The sequence below is a fragment of the Streptomyces sp. NPDC045955 genome (genome assembly GCF_056430805.1).
This window is the reverse complement of the sequence record NZ_JBWKKY010000001.1, coordinates 347,945-364,487: the sequence shown is the minus strand read 5'-3', so window position 1 is coordinate 364,487 and position 16,543 is coordinate 347,945. Positions and strand designations below refer to the sequence as shown.

General features: G+C 71.2%; 15 protein-coding genes. 12 read left to right on the top strand and 3 right to left on the bottom strand.

What is annotated here, in order from left to right; genetic code table 11:
* Nucleotides 1-111 precede the first annotated feature (111 nt).
* On the top strand, nucleotides 112-3,123 hold the full coding sequence (gene afsR / locus AC07F0_RS01650) for an SARP-family global regulator AfsR (protein WP_478972843.1): 3,012 nt from the start codon (nucleotides 112-114) through the stop codon (nucleotides 3,121-3,123).
* A 219-nt stretch (nucleotides 3,124-3,342) separates the two neighbouring features.
* Complete coding sequence (locus AC07F0_RS01645) at nucleotides 3,343-3,528, top strand: hypothetical protein (RefSeq protein WP_037671516.1); 186 nt, start codon at nucleotides 3,343-3,345, stop codon at nucleotides 3,526-3,528.
* 108 nt (nucleotides 3,529-3,636) lie between these two features.
* Here AC07F0_RS01645 and AC07F0_RS01640 read toward each other — a convergent pair whose 3' ends face one another.
* Complete coding sequence (locus AC07F0_RS01640; protein WP_478972840.1) at nucleotides 3,637-4,284, bottom strand: ATP-binding protein; 648 nt, start codon at nucleotides 4,282-4,284, stop codon at nucleotides 3,637-3,639.
* 122 nt (nucleotides 4,285-4,406) lie between these two features.
* On the opposite strand from AC07F0_RS01640, the gene AC07F0_RS01635 reads away from it, so the two are divergent.
* From AC07F0_RS01635 to AC07F0_RS01610, 6 genes are all read left to right on the top strand, one after another.
* Nucleotides 4,407-5,258 carry a helix-turn-helix domain-containing protein gene (locus tag AC07F0_RS01635; RefSeq protein WP_478972837.1) on the top strand — a complete coding sequence of 284 codons (852 nt, stop codon included), beginning with the start codon at nucleotides 4,407-4,409 and terminating at the stop codon, nucleotides 5,256-5,258.
* Entirely contained in the window at nucleotides 5,239-5,442 is a 204-nt protein-coding gene (locus AC07F0_RS01630; protein WP_478972834.1) for a DUF397 domain-containing protein, read from the top strand. The genes AC07F0_RS01635 and AC07F0_RS01630 overlap by 20 nt, the downstream gene beginning before the upstream one ends.
* Nucleotides 5,443-5,499: 57 nt before the next feature.
* Nucleotides 5,500-6,426, top strand: a complete 927-nt coding sequence (locus AC07F0_RS01625) for a hypothetical protein (protein WP_478972831.1) — start codon at nucleotides 5,500-5,502, stop codon at nucleotides 6,424-6,426.
* Nucleotides 6,427-6,556: 130 nt separating this feature from the next.
* Entirely contained in the window at nucleotides 6,557-7,792 is a 1,236-nt protein-coding gene (locus tag AC07F0_RS01620; RefSeq protein ID WP_478972824.1) for an amidohydrolase family protein, read from the top strand.
* Between the two features lie 2 nt (nucleotides 7,793-7,794).
* The gene (locus tag AC07F0_RS01615) at nucleotides 7,795-8,712 is read left to right on the top strand and encodes an LLM class F420-dependent oxidoreductase (protein WP_478973563.1); all 918 of its coding nucleotides are present in this window, start codon (nucleotides 7,795-7,797) and stop codon (nucleotides 8,710-8,712) included.
* 92 nt (nucleotides 8,713-8,804) lie between these two features.
* On the top strand, nucleotides 8,805-9,443 hold the full coding sequence (locus tag AC07F0_RS01610; protein ID WP_478972821.1) for a LuxR C-terminal-related transcriptional regulator: 639 nt from the start codon (nucleotides 8,805-8,807) through the stop codon (nucleotides 9,441-9,443).
* Nucleotides 9,444-9,463: 20 nt separating this feature from the next.
* Here the strand turns inward: AC07F0_RS01610 and AC07F0_RS01605 are convergent, their stop codons facing one another.
* Nucleotides 9,464-10,255 (bottom strand): hypothetical protein, encoded by a 792-nt coding sequence (locus AC07F0_RS01605; RefSeq protein WP_478972818.1) that lies wholly within the window; start codon nucleotides 10,253-10,255, stop codon nucleotides 9,464-9,466.
* A gap of 47 nt (nucleotides 10,256-10,302) precedes the next feature.
* Nucleotides 10,303-11,046 (bottom strand): hypothetical protein, encoded by a 744-nt coding sequence (locus AC07F0_RS01600; RefSeq protein WP_478972815.1) that lies wholly within the window; start codon nucleotides 11,044-11,046, stop codon nucleotides 10,303-10,305.
* A 167-nt stretch (nucleotides 11,047-11,213) separates the two neighbouring features.
* On the opposite strand from AC07F0_RS01600, the gene AC07F0_RS01595 reads away from it, so the two are divergent.
* The 4 genes from AC07F0_RS01595 to AC07F0_RS01580 all read left to right on the top strand — a co-directional run bounded on the left by AC07F0_RS01595 (nucleotide 11,214) and on the right by AC07F0_RS01580 (nucleotide 16,522).
* Complete coding sequence (locus AC07F0_RS01595) at nucleotides 11,214-11,984, top strand: SDR family NAD(P)-dependent oxidoreductase (RefSeq protein WP_478972813.1); 771 nt, start codon at nucleotides 11,214-11,216, stop codon at nucleotides 11,982-11,984.
* A gap of 116 nt (nucleotides 11,985-12,100) precedes the next feature.
* On the top strand, nucleotides 12,101-13,219 hold the full coding sequence (locus AC07F0_RS01590) for an LLM class flavin-dependent oxidoreductase (RefSeq protein ID WP_436728726.1): 1,119 nt from the start codon (nucleotides 12,101-12,103) through the stop codon (nucleotides 13,217-13,219).
* Between the two features lie 91 nt (nucleotides 13,220-13,310).
* The gene (locus AC07F0_RS01585) at nucleotides 13,311-15,041 is read left to right on the top strand and encodes an N-acyl-D-amino-acid deacylase family protein (protein WP_478972810.1); all 1,731 of its coding nucleotides are present in this window, start codon (nucleotides 13,311-13,313) and stop codon (nucleotides 15,039-15,041) included.
* Complete coding sequence (locus AC07F0_RS01580; RefSeq protein WP_478972808.1) at nucleotides 15,038-16,522, top strand: aldehyde dehydrogenase family protein; 1,485 nt, start codon at nucleotides 15,038-15,040, stop codon at nucleotides 16,520-16,522. Before AC07F0_RS01585 ends, AC07F0_RS01580 begins: the two co-directional genes overlap by 4 nt.
* The last annotated feature ends 21 nt before the right edge of the window (nucleotides 16,523-16,543 follow it).

The window sequence follows — 16,543 nt, the reverse complement described above, 5'->3', positions numbered from 1 at the left end:
GACCTTGTGGACTCCCGTGCGTCGCCCTGTGATCGGTGTCTCCCACGGCTGACGTATCCGCCGCGCACAAGGCAAACTGGCGTGGTTGCTCAGGATGTCTAGGGGGACTGCATGGACGGTGTACCGGACGGTGTACCGCGCGTACCGGAGCAGCGGCGTTCCGACTCCACGGCACAGCCGCCGAAGCCGCCGGAGTCGGCGGAGTCGGGGGGATCGACGGCGCGGACGGTGCTGCGCTTCGGCGTGCTCGGACCGGTGCGCGCCTGGCGTGGTGACGAGCCGCTCGCCACCGGTTCCCCCCAGCAGCGCGCCCTGCTCGCCGCCCTGCTGCTGCGCGAGGGCCGCACGGCCACGGCCGCCGAGCTGATCGACGCCCTGTGGGGCGAGGAACCGCCCTCGCAGGCCCTGGCGGCGCTGCGGACGTACGCCTCCCGGCTGCGCAAGGTGCTGGACCCCGGCGTCCTGGTCAGCGAATCCGGCGGGTACGCGGTACGGGACCTCGGCGACGGCGCCCTGGACCTGACCGTCGCGCAGGACCTGGCGACCGAGGCGGAGAAGGCCCGGTCGGCCGGCGACCTCTGCCACGCCCGTGAGGTGCTGCGCCGGGCCCTGGCCCTGTGGGACGGGGAGACCCTGGCCGGCGTGCCGGGTCCCTACGCGGAGGCACAGCGCGTCCGCCTGGAGGAGTGGCGGCTCCAGCTCGTCGAGTCCCGGCTGGACATGGACCTGGAGCAGGGCTGCCACGCGGAGGCCGTCTCGGAGCTCACCGCCCTCACCGCGGCCCATCCGCTGCGCGAGCGGCTGCGCGAGCTGCTGATGCTGGCGCTGTACCGCAGTGGCCGCCAGGCCGAGGCCCTCGCGGTCTACGCCGACACGCGGCGCCTGCTCGCCGACGAACTGGGCGTGGACCCGCGCCCCGGCCTGAGCGAACTGCAACAGCGGATCCTCCAGGCGGACCCGGGTCTCGCGGAACCCTCCTCCCCGGCACCCGAGCCGGCCGCCGTCCCGGTCCGTCCGGCGCAGCTGCCCGCGACGGTGCCGGACTTCACCGGCCGCTCCGGCTTCGTGCGCGAGCTCGGCGACATCCTGGCCTCGGCCGAGAACCGGGTCATGGCGGTCTCGGCCCTGGCCGGCATCGGCGGCGTGGGCAAGACGACCCTCGCCGTGCACGTGGCCCACCAGGCGCGCGGGGCGTTCCCGGACGGGCAGTTGTACGTCGACCTCCAGGGCGCGGGCGCCCGGGCGGCGGAGCCGGAGACCGTCCTGGGCTCCTTCCTGCGCGCACTCGGCACCGCCGACACGGCGATCCCCGACTCCCTGGAGGAGCGCGCGGCGCTGTACCGCTCGGTGCTGGCCGGCCGCCGCGTCCTGGTCCTGCTGGACAACGCCCGCGACGCCGCCCAGGTACGCCCTCTGCTGCCCGGCACGGACGGCTGCGCCGCGCTGGTCACCTCCCGGGTGCGGATGGTGGACCTGGCGGGTGCCCATCTGATCGACCTGGACGTGATGGCGCCGGACGAGGCCCTGGCCCTGTTCACGAAGATCGTGGGCGAGGAGCGGGTGGCGTCCGAGCGGAAGGCCGCCCTGGACGTGGTCGCGGCCTGCGGCTTCCTGCCGCTGGCGATCCGCATCGCGGCCTCCCGCCTGGCGGCCCGCCGTACCTGGACGGTGTCGGTCCTCGCGGCGAAGCTCGCCGACGAACGCCGCCGCCTGGACGAACTCCAGGCCGGCGACCTGGCGGTGAAGGCCACCTTCGAACTGGGCTACGGCCAGCTGGAACCCGCCCAGGCCCGCGCCTTCCGCCTGCTGGGCCTCGCCGACGGCCCGGACATCTCCCTCCCGGCCGCGGCGGCGGTCCTGGACCTGCCCGTGGAGGACACCGAGGATCTCCTGGAGTCCCTGGTGGACACGTCCCTGCTGGAGTCGGCCGCTCCCGGCCGCTACCGCTTCCACGATCTGGTGCGGCTCTACGCGCGTGCCTGTGCGGAGCGAGACGAACTGCCGCCGAGCGAGCGGGGGGCGGCGCTGTCGCGGCTGCTGGACTTCTACCTGGCGTCCGCGGCCGGGGTGTACGCGATCGAGCGGCCCGGTGACGGGCTGGTGGACCACCTGGAGCCGGCCTCGTACCCGGGGCTGCGGTTCGACAGCCGGCACGCGGCACAGGACTGGCTGTACGCGGAGGCCATCTGCCTCCTCGCGTGCGTACGGCAGTCCGCGGCGCTGCCGGACACCCTCCCCCGGGCGATCGACCTGCTGTGGGCCGCGCACGACCTGTCCGAGTCGGGAGCCAACTCGCGGGAGTACGAGGCGACGGCCGGGGCGCTCCTGGACGCGGCACGGCAGTTCGGCCTGGCGCGCGCGGAGGCCCGGGCGCTCATGACGCTCGTCAACGTCCACCACGTCGGCGGCCGCTTCGAGCGGGCGGACCAGGAGGCGGAACGGGCCATCGTCCTCGCGCAGCAGGCCGGTGACCTGCTGCCCGTCTGCTGGGCCAGTAACGCCCGCGGCATCATCGCGCTCTACCAGAACCGGCACGAGGACGGCGAGGAACACCTCTCCCGGGCCATCGAGCACTTCCGGGCCCTGGGCGACCGCCCCGGCGAGGCCGCCGCTCTGTGCAACCTGTCCAGGATCCACCTCGCGACCGGGCGGACCCAGAGCGCGGTCGCGCTCGCCCAGGAGGGCATCGACATCTACGACGCCATGGGCAACTCCATGCGCGGGGCGAACGCCCGCTACGCCCTCGGTCTCGCCCTCACGCAGAGCGGTGAGCTGGGCGACGCGGCCGGCCGGCTCCTGGAAGCGCTGGAGGTGTTCCGGGACAGCAGGCAACGCCTGTGGGAGGGCATGAGCCTGTTCCGGCTGGCCGAGGTGGATCTCGCCGCCCGGCGCCCCGCACAGGCCGCCGCCAACGCCGAGATGGCACTGACCGTGCTGCGCGGCATCGGCGGGGAGTGGCGGCGGGGCAACGTCCTCACCGTCCTCGGCCGCGCGCTCAGCGGCATAGGGCAGACCGGCCGGGCCCAGGTGTGCTGGCAGGAGGCGGCGGCGATCTACGAGGAGCTGGGCTCGCCCGAGGCCGCCGAGGTGCGCGCGCTGCTGTCGCCGGTGCGGGCGGCCTGAGGCCTGGCGCGCACGCGTTCATCATTCGTTTATCGCTCCCCGCCATGCTTGGGGCAGTCGATCCGTCGCGTCGGGGGGCAGACGGGTCACTGCGCAGGGCCTGCCACCGCCGAACCAGGGTGAGCGGCCCAGGCGGGCCCGCCCGGTCACCCTCGGGGGAGTGACCGGGCGGGCCCGCCGACCTCACTGCTTGATCCATGCCAAGGGGAGTTGACGATCATGGGCGACGAGCTCAAGCCGCAGGACCTGCACGCCACGGGCGGCACGGACGGCGAGGCCTCGACGGAGGACCTGCACGCCACGGAAGAGGGTGCCGTGAGGACGCAGGACCTGCACGCCACCGACGAGCCGCTGGAGACCAAGGACCTGCACGCCACGTCGGAGCCCTTCAAGCCGACGAAGTAGGCGACGGGAGAAGGCGACCGGGGGAAGCAAGCCATCTCCACACGGGGTTCGGCCGCGGCGGCGCGGAGGGGGAGCCGTCGCGGCCGATGTGTGTGCTGAGCCCGCCCATCACGTCGTCCGGGTGGGCTCGTCCCACGCCAGTTCACACCAGACCGTCTTGCCGGCCTCCCCCTGCTCGACGCCCGACCGCAACGCCACCGCGTCGAGAAGGGCCAGGCCCCGCCCGGTTTCGTCGTCGCCCCCGGCGTGCCGGAGAGCGGGCAGACCGCAAGGGTCGGGGTCGCTGACCTCGACGCGGGTGCGGTCGCCGGAACGTGACACGCGCACCCTCACCCGGACGCCCTCCCCGACGTGCCGGATGACGTTGCCGACCAGTTCCGTGACACACAGCTGCACGTCCGCGCAGGGCGCACCCAGGCACGCGCGCAGCGCGCGGCGCAGCTCGGGGACGACCTCGGGCACGACGGCCAGCTCGAGATCCAGCAGCGCGGATCCCTCCGTCACACCGGTTCCCCGCAACGCGGCGATCAGCTTGCGTGCCGTCTCGGTGTTGCAGTTGCCGAGCGCGACCAGCCCCGCTGCCCTGCCGTGCGCGCCCGCGAACGTCGGCACGTCGACGCGCAGGGACGGAAGCGCGATGCCGTGGACGGAGAGGGCTGACTTCAGCTCGTCCACGCACCGGTCGGCGTTCTCGGGGGCGGAGGAGACGGTGGGGAGGGCGAGGGTGGTCGCGGAGGCGGGTTGAGCGTTGCGCATGAAGGGCCTTCCCGTGTTCACGTGCGTTCTGTGACGAATCAGTCACACACTGCTGCCAAATCCCCTACCGTGGGAGGGCTTTCGACTGCGCAAGAGCAACTGGCAAACGGCGGTGATGAGCTGTGCCCCCACGCAAGGACCCCGACGCGTCGGCCAACGTTCCCTCCTTCTACGGAGCCGAGTTGCGATACCAGCGGGAACTGGCGGGCCTGACCCTGGAGCAGCTGGCGGAAGGGAGCTTTCGCGGTGTGCCGTTCCTGAGTCAGATCGAGCGCGGCGAGCGGCGCATGCCGCTGGATCTGGCCCGGCACGTCGACAAGGTGCTGAAGACGGACGGCTTTTTCGAGCGGCGCTGCGAAGACGCCCGCAAGGCCCGGCAGTCGGGACATGCCGAGTACTTCGCCGACGTGGCGGAGATGGAGCGGCACGCGGAGACGATCGAGGACTGGGCGCCGATGCTGGTGCCCGGTCTGTTGCAGACGAAGGCCTACGCGGAGGCGGTGGTCCACACGTCGGTGCCGTGGCTCGCCCCCGAGACGGTCGACAAGCAGGTCCGCGCCCGTCTGGAGCGGGCGGAGATCTGGGCGGGCGAGGAGCGCCCGGCGTTCTGGGCGATCCTGCACGAGGGACTGGTCCACAAGCCCCTGCTGCCCCCGTCCGAGATGGCCGCACAGCTGGAGCACATCGCGCACGTGGTCCGCTCCACGCAGGGCGTTCTGCAGATCCTCCCGGAAACTGCGCACGCGCACCCGTTCATGATGGGCATGATGCGAATCATGACCTTCTCGGATGCCCCACCGGTGGCCTACACGGAGGGTCTCCACAATGGCCAACTCATCGATTATCCAGCCCTCGTGAAGAACTACCGCAGGTCGTACGATCTGCTCAGGGCCGCGGCACTCCCGCCGGAGGCGTCCCTGACCATGATCGAACAAGCGGCAGAGGACTACCGACATGGCAATCACCGCAGATGACCTGGGTGCGGTTGTGTGGCGCAGGAGCAGCTACAGCAACGGCAGCGGCGGCGAGTGTGTCGAGGTCGCGGAGGGGCACCCCGGCGTGATGCCGGTCCGGGACTCGAAGACCTCGGGCGCAGGCCCGGTGCTCCTGTTCCGGGCCCCGGCCTGGACCGCCTTCCTCTCCTCCCTGAAGGGCTGAGCCCGGGAGTTATCCACAGGCCGCCAAGCCGTGCCCCATTCCTGCGATCTTGGCGGCATGGAGGAACGAAAGGCGCTGCGGGAGTTGGCGCAAGGCGGCGTGCTGCTCACCTGTCGCGCCCTGGAATCCGGTTGGCCCGCGCGGAGCCTCACACGTGCCCTCCGGGCGGAGGGCTGGGGCCGCCTGCAGTCGGGTGCCTGGGTGGAGCCGGGCCGGGCCGCGGACCCGCCCACGCGGCTCCGAGCCGTCCAACTGCTCAACCCCCGACTTGTCGTGAGTCACCGTTCCGCTGCCGCACTGTGGCGTATCGAAACCCTCACCCCGACCGCCGAGACGCGCCTGGAGTTCATCGACCCGGCCCTCAGCTTTCGCGGCAAGGTCAAGGACGTGCGTGTTCGTCGGACGCTCCTCGAGGGCGGGGACGTGGCGTTGCGGTACGGCCTGCGGCTCACGAGCCCGCTCCGGACCGTCGCCGACCTGCTTCGCTCGCTCCCGAGGGAAGACGCGCTCGTAGCCCTGGAGTCGGCGGTGACCTATCGCCGGGTCGGCGGGGCGCGGCGGGCGCCCCTTGTCGCCCTGGACGCGGTGGTGGCGGCGCTGGCTTCCCCTTCGCAGGGGTCGGCGAGAGCCCGCCGATGGCTCGGCCTGTGCGACCCCCGGGCCGGGTCGCCGGCCGAGACCGTGGCCCGCCTGCGCATGGCCGACGTCGGCCTCCGGCCCGAGAGTCAGGTCCAGCTGTTCACCCCTCTCGGCCGACGAGTCGTCCTCGACTTCCTCTTCCGGCGTGAGGGACTCGCGGTCGAGATCGAGGGGTACGCCTACCACGGCACTCGCGAGGCTCATCGACGGGACGTCTCCCGCTTCAACCAGGTCCTCCAGTGCCCCGAGGTGCGCAGTCTCCTGCGCTTCACCGCCCAGGACGTCTTCCGGAACCCGGACCAAATGATCAAGGAGATCCGCGCGGCCTTGATCGCTTCGGAATGAAGGGACGGGGGGATCGGAGCAGGTGGGCCAACGAGTTACGGACACGCCCAGGTGTGCTGTGGCCGGCGGCGCCCAAACGCTCCAGTACCCATAGCTGACGGCCCGTCAGATCGGCGCTACCGTGAGCGGCATGGACACCCACGAGAGCACGTTTCCGCTGATCATCTCCGTGGACGACCACACCGTGGAGCCCGCGACCGTCTGGCAGGACCGGCTCCCGGCGAAGTACCGCGGCACCGGGCCCCGGATCGTCCGTGCGCCCGTGAAGGAGATGACGTTCCTCGGCGGGCGCTTCAAGCCCGTCATGGGCGCCCCCGGGGACGACGGTCCCGTCGGTGACTGGTGGGTCTACGAGGACCTCCGCCGGCCCCTGACCCGACTGGACACCGCCGTCGGGTACGACAGGGACGAGATACGTCTGGAGGTCATCACCTACGAGCAGATGCGGCCGGGCTCCTACGACGTCCCGGCCCGGCTCGCCGACATGGACGTCAACCACGTCCAGTCCGCCCTGTGCTTCCCGACCTTCCCGCGCTTCTGCGGCCAGACCTTCACCGAGGCCAAGGACCACGAGCTGGGGCTGCTCTGCGTCCGTGCCTACAACGACTGGATGGTGGAGGAGTGGTGCGGGCCCGAGGCGCGGGGGCGGCTCATCCCGCTCACCCTGATCCCGCTCTGGGACGCCGGGCTGGCCGCCGAGGAGGTCCGGCGGAACGCCGCCCGCGGGGTCCGTGCGGTCGCCTTCTCCGAGATCCCGCCGTACCTCGGGCTGCCCTCCGTCCACACCGACGACTGGGACCCCTTCCTCGCCGCGTGCGACGAGACCGGCACGGTCGTCGCCATGCACATCGGCAGCAGCAGCCGTATGCCCTCCACCTCCGCCGACGCCCCGCCCGCCGTCGGCTCCACCATCACCTTCGCCAACTGCTGCTTCTCGATGGTCGACTGGCTGATGAGCGGCAAGTTCGAGCAGTTCCCGAACCTGAAGGTCATGTACGCGGAGGGCCAGATCGGCTGGATCCCCTACATCCTGGAGCGCGCCGACGTCGTGTGGGAGGAGAACCGCGGCTGGGGCGGCGTCGCCGACAAGGTGCACCGGCCGCCCTCCGAGCTGTTCGCCGAGCACGTCTACGGCTGCTTCTTCGACGACGCCTTCGGGCTGCGCAACCTGGACGCGATCGGCCTGGGCAACGTCCTCTACGAGACCGACTACCCGCACTCCGACAGCACCTGGCCCAAGTCCCGCGAGGTCGGCGAGGCGCAGATGGGGCACCTGGAGCCGGAGGTGGTGGAGCGGATCGTGCGGCGGAACGCGATCGAGCTGCTGGGCCTGACCGACGACGGACTCTGGGACGGGGCGCGGTGAGCCTGGCCTACGGGATCCAGCTCCCGGTCCAGTCCCAGAGCACGCTCTACGCCGAGCCCTGGGAGGCCGCCGCCGGGCCCGAGGACCTGCTCGCCGTGGCCCGCGCCGCCGACCGCGCCGGTTTCGCCTATCTGGCGAGCTGCGACCACGTCGCCGTCCCGCGCCGCCTCGCGTCCGCGATGAGCACGGTCTGGTACGACCCGGTCGCCACCCTCTCCTTCCTCGCGGCGGCCACCGAGCGGACCCGGCTGCTCAGCCATGTCGCCGTGGTGGGGCTGCGGCATCCGCTGCTCAGCGCCAAGCAGTACGCCACCCTCGACCATCTGTCCGGCGGGCGGCTGATCCTCGGGGTCGGAGCGGGGCACGTGCGGGAGGAGTTCGAGGCGCTGGGGGCCGACTTCGAGCGGCGCGGTGCCGTGCTGGACGAGTCGATCGACGCCCTGCGCGCCGCCCTCGGGCCGGAGGAGTTCCCCGAACACCACGGAAAGTTCTACGACTTCGAGGGGCTCGGGCAGCGGCCCCGCCCGGCGCAGGACCGGGTCCCGGTCTGGGTCGGCGGGTCCTCGCTGGCCGCCCTGCGACGGGCCGCGCTCAAGGGCGACGGCTGGCTGCCGCAGGGAGACCCGAGGGACGTGCTGCCGGACCGGATCGCGCGGATACGGCGGCTCAGGGAAGAGGCCGGGATCGAGGGGCCGTTCACCGTCGGCGCCATCGCCGAGCCCCTGTACGTCGGGGCGGCGGGCTGGGACGTCGGGCGGCGGACGGTCTGCGGGCCCGCCGAAGCGGTCGCCGAGTCGCTGCGGGCCTATCGCGCGATGGGGGTGGACCAGGTCCAGGTGCGGTTCCGCAGCCGGAGCCGGTCCGAACTCCTCGCGCAGATCGAGCAGTTCGGGGAGGAGGTCGCGCCACTGCTGCCGTAAGCGCGTTCCTTGAAATCTTGAACATGTCCACGCTGATCTCCGTATGTACGGACGTACGGACACGTACGGCTTCGGCGGAAGGACACAATGACGTGCGCACTTCCCGGAAACTCTCCGTCGCCCTCGCCTGCCCGGAGGGCGCCTGGCCGCATCCCGACTGGCCGGCCCCGGACGACCCGTACGTCGAAGGCGCGGTGAGCCTGCGCCCGCCCCCGCCCTTCCGCGTCCCGGGCGGCGTCGACGTCGTCGTCCTGCGCTGCTCCGAACCGGTCGACGGACTGCGGCAGTTGCGGGCCGACGGCGTGCCGGTGATCGTGATCGGTCCGGCCCGGGACACCGAGACCATCGTGGAGGTGTTCCGGGGCGGCGCCGGGTACCTGGTCGAGGGCGACTACTGCTCCTGCATGCTCTCCTCGGCCGTCGTCGGGGCCACCATCGGGCACACCTACCTGTCCCCGGCGGCCTGCGCGGCCCTGCGCGAGGGGGCCCTGCGGGCGTCCACGCAGGACACGGCGCTGGAGCGGCTGCGCGGGCGGCTCTCCCCGCGCGAGCGGCAGATCATGGAGCTGCTGTCGACCGGGCTGGGCGCGCAGGAGATCGGGCTGCGGTTACGGCTGAGCGAGAAGACCGTCCGCAACAACCTCAGCAACATCTACGCCAAGCTGGACGCCCGCGGCAGCACGGACGCGGTCCTGAGGTGGCTGGGAGCCGCGCCCGTGCTTCGCATCTGAGAACCTCGCAAGCGGTTCTTCTACTCCGCGGGAATCTCCGACAGCGGGATCTCGATGTCGGTGACGTTCCCGCCGGCCTCACCGAATCCCGGTTCGGACCGCAGGGCGCGCGTGGAATTCTTCAGGCCCGACGCCTCAGGGGTTCCGCACTTCACGTTGCGCAGCCACAGCCGCCCGTCGGGGGTGCCGTTCTTCAGGATCTGCGGATAGAAGACGTGCACGCTCGTGGCGCCCTCGCTCGGGGAGAAGAAGACCCGGCCGCCGTCCTGCGCCTCCTTGTACGTGGCCTTGAGGTAGCCGCTCACGTCGGTGCGCTTCGCGGACCACATGAAGAACCCGACGCTGTCGGGCTGCACGGTGTCGGTCCGGCTGAACTGCAAGGTGGTCGTCTTGTCGTCACGCGTGATGTCGATCTCGGAGGTGCTGAACTTCACGCCGATCTCGAAGAAGGAATCGCCCAGTTTCGTGTCGGCGCCCGCGGTGAATCCGTCCTCCAGCTGAATGGTCCTGGTGACGGACGTGCTCACGTTGAAGGTCTTCGAGGCGGTGCTCGTCGATCCGCAGTTGTCGGTCACCGCGGAGACGCGCTGGTTGGGGCCGAGGCTGTTCCGCTTGAACTGGACGTCGACGAACTCGCAGTTCTCCAGCTTGTCGGAGTCCGCCGCGCAGTCGGCGGTCACTTCGGAGGGGGTGGCGGCACCCGCGGGATTCATCAGCGGTACGGCCACCGCGACGGCCGCGACCGGGGCCAGGGCGAGGGTGATGCGCTTCTTCTTGCTCCGGTGGCTTCTCGAGCGGCCGGTGCGTGTCATGGGGTTCTCCTGTGGGGGAAGGAAGGCTGCGGTCGGTCGGCGGTCGGTCAGCAGTCGGTCAGTACGGCCTTGGAGGTGCCGTCCACGACCCCCGGCGCGCCGGCCGCGCCCGGCAGCACGACCGGGCCCTCGACGACCTCCGGCGCCACGAAGTTCTGTTCCGGAGTGGCGTTGGTGACGGTCGTGGCCTCACGGGCGTCGATCCGCACCCGCCATTCGCCCGTCATGCGCTGCATCTTCGGCGTGAACTCCATGTGGAGGACCTTGCCGACGGGGACTTCCCGCTGTTCCGTGTCACCGGCGGTCGCCGACCTGACGGTCATGTCGAGCGTGCCCTTGTGCTTGACCCAGGATCCGCTCAGCGCCCCGAAGAGCCCACCGGCGCCGCCCTGCTGGGTGACGGTGTACTTGCCCTGGCCCTGTGCGGTCGTCGCCTGCCAGGTGACCGACACCTTCGCCGGTTCGGTGGCGTCGGGTTCGCAGTTCGGGAAGTCGATGGAGGCCTTTTCGGTCGGTCCGTCGAAGGTCTCGAACTTGGTCTCGACGAAATCGCAGTTGTCGGACGCGAAACTCGGCCCGGCGATGGGGTGGCCGCCGAAATCGGAGATGGACTGCTGTTTTCCGTTGAGCACCTTCGCCCGCTGGCACATCGTCATGATCTGCTCGGGCGTCTTCTCGTCGGCGGCGTTCGCCGACGGCAGCAGCACCGTGGCCACGGCGCCACCGGTCACGAGAGCCGATCCGATCGCGACGATCCTGATCTTCCTGTTCTTCAGTCTTCTCTTGGCCATGGGCCCGATCCTGGAAGGTCCCGACCGGCCCCGACAGGGTCAAACATCCCTACTTGCGGGTTACGTGAGATTCGCCTCAGCAACGACCAGGTCTTGTATCTGATGCTTCGTCAGGTATGCCGGTACGATGCCCAGTCCACCGTGTCCACCGCGCGAAGGGGGCTGCCATGGGCAAGCTCGACGGACGGGTTGTCATCATCACCGGAGCGGCGCGCGGCCAGGGCGAGCAGGAGGCCCGGCTGTTCGCGGCCGAGGGCGCCCGGGTGGTCGTCGCGGACGTCCTCGACGACCAGGGCGAGGCTCTCGCGAAGGAGATCGGCGCCCGGTACGTCCGTCTCGACGTCGGCCGCGAGGACGACTGGCAGGCGGCCGTCACCGCCACCCAGGACGCGTACGGCCGGATCGACGGGCTCGTCAACAACGCCGGCATCCTCCGCTTCAACTCCCTCCTCGACACACCCCTCGACGAGTTCATGCGGGTCGTCCAGGTCAACCAGGTCGGCTGCTTCCTCGGCATCAGGGCCGTCGCGCCGGGCATGACCGACGGGGGCACGATCGTCAACACCGCCTCGTACACCGGCCTGACGGGCATGGCGACGGTGGGCGCGTACGCGGCGAGCAAGCATGCCGTGGTCGGGCTGACCCGGGTCGCCGCGCTGGAGCTGGCCGGGCGGGGGATCCGCGTCAACGCCGTCTGCCCGGGCGCCATCGACACCGCGATGTCCAACCCGGCCCGGCTGGACCCGGCCGCCGACCCGGAGGAGGCGGCCAGGGGGCTCGACCGGCTGTACCGCAAGCTCGTGCCGCTGGGGCGGGTCGGGCGGCCGGAGGAGGTGGCGCGGCTCGCCCTGTTCCTGTCGTGCGAGGACTCCTCCTACATCACCGGGCAGCCGTTCGTGATCGACGGGGGCTGGCTGGCGGGTGTGAGCGTCATCTGACCCTCCCCGGGTGCCTGACAGGCCGTCAGGTATTGACGCTCCCGGGGGGTGGTGGAACAGTCGGAGCCATGAATCTGACGGATCGTCAGAACAGATCTGTGGGGCGGTGAATCTCCTTGGAATTCGGGGTCTTCGTACAGGGATACGTGGGCAAACGGGCCGAGACCGACCCGCTCGCCGAACACAAGGCGCTGATGGAGGAGACCGAGTACGTCATCCAGGCCGACAAGTCGGGCTTCAAGTACGCCTGGGCCTCCGAACACCACTTCCTGGACGAGTACTCGCACCTGTCCGCCAACGACGTCTTCCTCGGGTACCTGGCACACGCCACGGAACGGATCCACCTGGGCTCGGGCATCTTCAACCCGCTCGCCCCGGTCAACCACCCCGTGAAGGTCGCGGAGAAGGTCGCCATGCTCGACCACCTCAGCGAGGGACGCTTCGAGTTCGGCAGTGGGCGGGGGGCCGGCTCGCACGAGATCCTGGGGTTCATGCCGGGGGTGACCGACATGAACCACACCAAGGAGATCTGGGAAGAGACCATCGCCGAGTTCCCCAGGATGTGGCTCCAGGACGAGTACCAGGGCTTCCAGGGCAAGCACTGGTCGCTGCCGCCGAGGAAGGTCCTGCCGAAGCCGTACGGGCCGTCGCATCCGGCCATGTGGTACGCGGCCGGGTCACCGCCGTCGTACGCCATGGCCGCGAAGAAGGGGCTCGGCGTGCTCGGCTTCAGCGTGCAGAAGGTCTCCGACATGGAGTGGGTGCTGGAGCAGTACAAGACGGCGATCGTGGACGCCGAGCCGGTCGGTGACTTCGTCAACGACAACGTGATGGTGACGACGACGGCGATCTGCGCGCCGACGCACGAGGAAGCGGTGCGGATCGCGGCGCACGGACAGCTGCACTATCTGCCGTCGCTGGTGTTCCGGTACCACGACACGTTCCCGCGGCCCGAGGGATTCCCGGTGTGGCCCGAGACGCTGCCGGAGTACACCGAGGAGCTCGTGGAGGTCCTCATCGAGGAGGAGCTGCTGATCTGCGGGGATCCGGACGAAGTGCTCACGCAGTGCAAGCGGTGGGAGCAGGCGGGGGCGGACCAGTTGAGTTTCGGGCTGCCGGTGGGGGTGCCGAAGGAGGAGACCCTGCAGACGATCCGGCTGGTCGGGGAGCACGTGATTCCCAAGATCGATACGGATCCTGTGCATCGGACGTCGCGGTTCCGTCAAGGGGCCTGAGCATTCGTTGGCGGGTGCGGGCCCGTGTGTGGCTGGTCGCGCAGTTCCCCGCGCCCCTATAGAGCGAAGGTCTCAAGGGAGTTGAGGGCTCATGCTCGATCACGTCATCAAGGGTGTGACCGTCGTGGACGGGACGGGCGCCCCCGCTTACACCGCCGATGTCGGCATACAGGACGGGCGGATCGCTGTCATCGGTGAGGTCACTCAAGAAGGACGCACAAGCGAGGACGCGCACGGACTCGTCCTCACCCCCGGCTTCGTCGACCCCCACACCCACTACGACGCCCAGCTCTTCTGGGATCCGTACGCCACGCCCTCCCTCAACCACGGGGTCACCACCGTCGCCGGCGGGAACTGCGGGTTCACCCTCGCGCCGCTGCACCCGGACCGGCCCGAGGACGCCGACTACACGCGGCGGATGATGTCGAAGGTCGAGGGCATGTCGCTGGTGGCGCTGGAGGAGGGGGCGCCCTGGAACTGGCATTCCTTCGGGGAGTACCTGGACGCCCTGGAGGGGCGGATCGCCGTCAACGCCGGGTTCATGGTGGGGCACTGTGCGCTGCGGCGGTACGTGATGGGGCCGCGGGCCATCGGCGGGCAGCCGACCGGGGAACAACTGGCGGCGATGGTCCGGCTGTTGCGGGAGTCCATGGACGCCGGGGCCTGGGGGCTGTCCACCACCCAGTCGACCAGCCACTCCGACGGCGACGGGAAACCGGTCGCCTCCCGGCACGCCGGTCCGGCCGAGCTGCTGGCGCTGTCGCGGGCCGTCGGGGAGCACGAGGGCACGCAGATCGAGGCGATCGTCGCGGGCTGTCTCGACCAGTTCAGCGACGCGGAGATCGATCTCTTCGTGGAGATGAGCGCGGCGGCCGGGCGGCCGCTGAACTGGAACGTGCTGACGATCGACGCGGCCGTTCCCGAGCGGGTGCCCCGGCAGCTCCTGGCGAGCGAGCAGGCCCGGAAGGCGGGCGGCCGGGTCGTGGCCCTCACCATGCCGATCCTCACGCCGATGAACATGTCGCTGGGCACGTTCTGCGCGCTGAACCTCATCCCCGGGTGGGGGCCGGTTCTCGGGCTGCCCGCCCCCGAGCGGATCGAGAAGCTGCGCGACCCGGACGTACGGGACGAGATGCTGCGGCGTGCCCGGTCCAAGGAGGCGGGCGTCTTCCGGAGGCTGGCGAACTTCGGGCGGTACGTCATCGGCGACACCTACAGCGAGGCGAACGCCGGGCTGACCGGACGGGTGGTGGAGGACATCGCCGAGGAGCGCGGCCAGGAGCCCTTCGCGTGCCTGGTGGAGATCTGTGCCAACGACGGGCTGCGCACGGTGCTGTGGCCGATGCCGCCCGACAACGACCCGGCGTCCTGGGCGCTGCGGGCTCAGACCTGGCGGCACGAGGACGTGCTGCTCGGCGGATCCGACGCGGGCGCGCATCTGGACCGGATGTGCGGGGCGCCCTACACGACCCGGTTCCTCGGGGACTGTCTGCGCGGCCGGAAGCTGGTCGGTCTGGAGCAGGCCGTGAAGATGCTGACCGACGACCCGGCCCGGCTCTTCGGCCTGCGGCAGCGCGGGCGGGTGCGGGAGGGCTGGTACGCCGACCTCGTCCTGTTCGACCCCGAGCGGATCGCTGCCGGCCCGGCCACCCTGGTGCACGACCTGCCGGGCGACAGCCCGCGGCTGGACTCCCGGGCGCTGGGCGTGCGGGCCGTGTGGGTCAACGGGGTCGAGGCGATCCGGGACGACGTGGTGACGGGTGCCGTGCCGGGGCGGGTGCTGCGCTCCGGCCGGGACACGGAGACGGTGAGCACGAGGTGACGGCACGGCAGTCGCTGTTCGTCGGCGGCTCCTGGGTGGAGCCGGACGGCGGGCACTACGAGGTGATCGACCCGGCGACCGGGCAGACCGTCGGATGGGCGCCGGAGGCCTCGCGGGATCAGGTGCACGCGGCCTGCGCCGCGGCCCGCGAGGCCTTCGGGCCGTGGTCGGCCACGCCCGCGCAGGAGCGGGCCGCGGTCCTCGCCCGCGCCGCGGACATCATCCGGGACCGTCTCGTGCCGTACGCCGAGCTGGCCCGGGCGGAGACCGGCGCGACCACCGGCACCGCCCGCGCCATGCAGGTCGGGGTCGCCGCCGCCCGCTTCCGCCGCTACGCGCGCGTGGAGCCCGCCGAGTGGGCGATCCCGCCGCAGATCAACGAGGCCGGGCCTGGGGGTACCTCCCACGCCCTTAAGGCAGTGGGGGAGGGACGGGCGGGCATCATGGGCGCACTCGCCGTCCGCCAGCCCGTCGGCGTCGTCACCTGCATCACCTCGTACAACAACCCCTGGGCCAACCCCGCCGGGAAGATCGCCCCCGCCCTGGCCATGGGCAACACGGTCGTGGTGAAGCCGGCGCCCCAGGACCCCCTGTCCGTCTACCGCATGGCGCAGGCCCTGGAAGCCGCCGGCGTGCCGCCGGGCGTGGTCAACGTGGTCAGCGGTGCCCGCACCGAGGTCGGCGAGGCGGCCGTGGACTCGCCGGACGTCGACATGGTCAGCTTCACCGGCTCCACGGCGGTCGGGCAGCGCATCGCCGAGGTGTGCGGGCGCGGCATGAAGCGGCAGTTGATGGAGCTGGGCGGGAAGGGCGCGGCGATCGTCCTCGACGACGCCGACCTCGGCTCGGCGGTCTCCGGCATCGGCACCACGTTCTCCTTCTACAGCGGCCAGATCTGCACGGCACCGACCCGGGTGCTGGCGCAGCGGGGCATCTACGACCGTCTGGTCGAGCAACTGGCCGCGTACGCGCGACGATTGAAGGTGGGCGACCCCCGCGAGCCGGACACGGTGGTCGGTCCGGTGATCTCGGCGACACACCGGGACCGGGTGGAGTCGTACGTCGAACTCGGCCGGAAGGAAGGCGCGAGGGTCGTCACGGGCGGCGACCGCCCCGCCCTGCCGACCGGCTGCTACGTCACCCCGACCCTCCTCGCCGACTGCACCAACGACATGCGCGTGGCACGCGAGGAGATCTTCGGCCCGGTGGTGGTCGTCATCCCCTTCGAGGACGAGGAGGAGGGCGTGGCCCTGGCCAACGACACCGACTACGGCCTCATCGACTACGTCTGGTCGGCCGACGTGGCCAGGGCCTTCCGGCTGGCCCGGCGCCTGCGGGCCGGAGGCGTCGGAGTCAACACCGTGGGCCGCAACATGGAGGCCCCCTTCGGCGGCTTCAAGAAGAGCGGCGTCGGCCGGGACGTCGGCTCGTACGCCCTGCACGCGTACAGCGAGGTGCAGGCGATCGTGTGGCCGGGGTGAGGCCCGCGCGCCAGGGGGTGG

What these genes read in the sequence shown, in the direction of transcription:
- afsR (WP_478972843.1), top strand. Translation starts at nt 112, where the DNA reads ATGGACGGTGTACCGGACGGTGTACCGCGCGTACCGGAGCAGCGGCGT.
- AC07F0_RS01645 (WP_037671516.1), top strand. Translation starts at nt 3,343, where the DNA reads ATGGGCGACGAGCTCAAGCCGCAGGACCTGCACGCCACGGGCGGCACG.
- AC07F0_RS01640 (WP_478972840.1), bottom strand. Translation starts at nt 4,284, where the DNA reads ATGCGCAACGCTCAACCCGCCTCCGCGACCACCCTCGCCCTCCCCACC.
- AC07F0_RS01630 (WP_478972834.1), top strand. Translation starts at nt 5,239, where the DNA reads ATGGCAATCACCGCAGATGACCTGGGTGCGGTTGTGTGGCGCAGGAGC.
- AC07F0_RS01625 (WP_478972831.1), top strand. Translation starts at nt 5,500, where the DNA reads ATGGAGGAACGAAAGGCGCTGCGGGAGTTGGCGCAAGGCGGCGTGCTG.
- AC07F0_RS01620 (WP_478972824.1), top strand. Translation starts at nt 6,557, where the DNA reads ATGGACACCCACGAGAGCACGTTTCCGCTGATCATCTCCGTGGACGAC.
- AC07F0_RS01605 (WP_478972818.1), bottom strand. Translation starts at nt 10,255, where the DNA reads ATGACACGCACCGGCCGCTCGAGAAGCCACCGGAGCAAGAAGAAGCGC.
- AC07F0_RS01600 (WP_478972815.1), bottom strand. Translation starts at nt 11,046, where the DNA reads ATGGCCAAGAGAAGACTGAAGAACAGGAAGATCAGGATCGTCGCGATC.
- AC07F0_RS01595 (WP_478972813.1), top strand. Translation starts at nt 11,214, where the DNA reads ATGGGCAAGCTCGACGGACGGGTTGTCATCATCACCGGAGCGGCGCGC.
- AC07F0_RS01585 (WP_478972810.1), top strand. Translation starts at nt 13,311, where the DNA reads ATGCTCGATCACGTCATCAAGGGTGTGACCGTCGTGGACGGGACGGGC.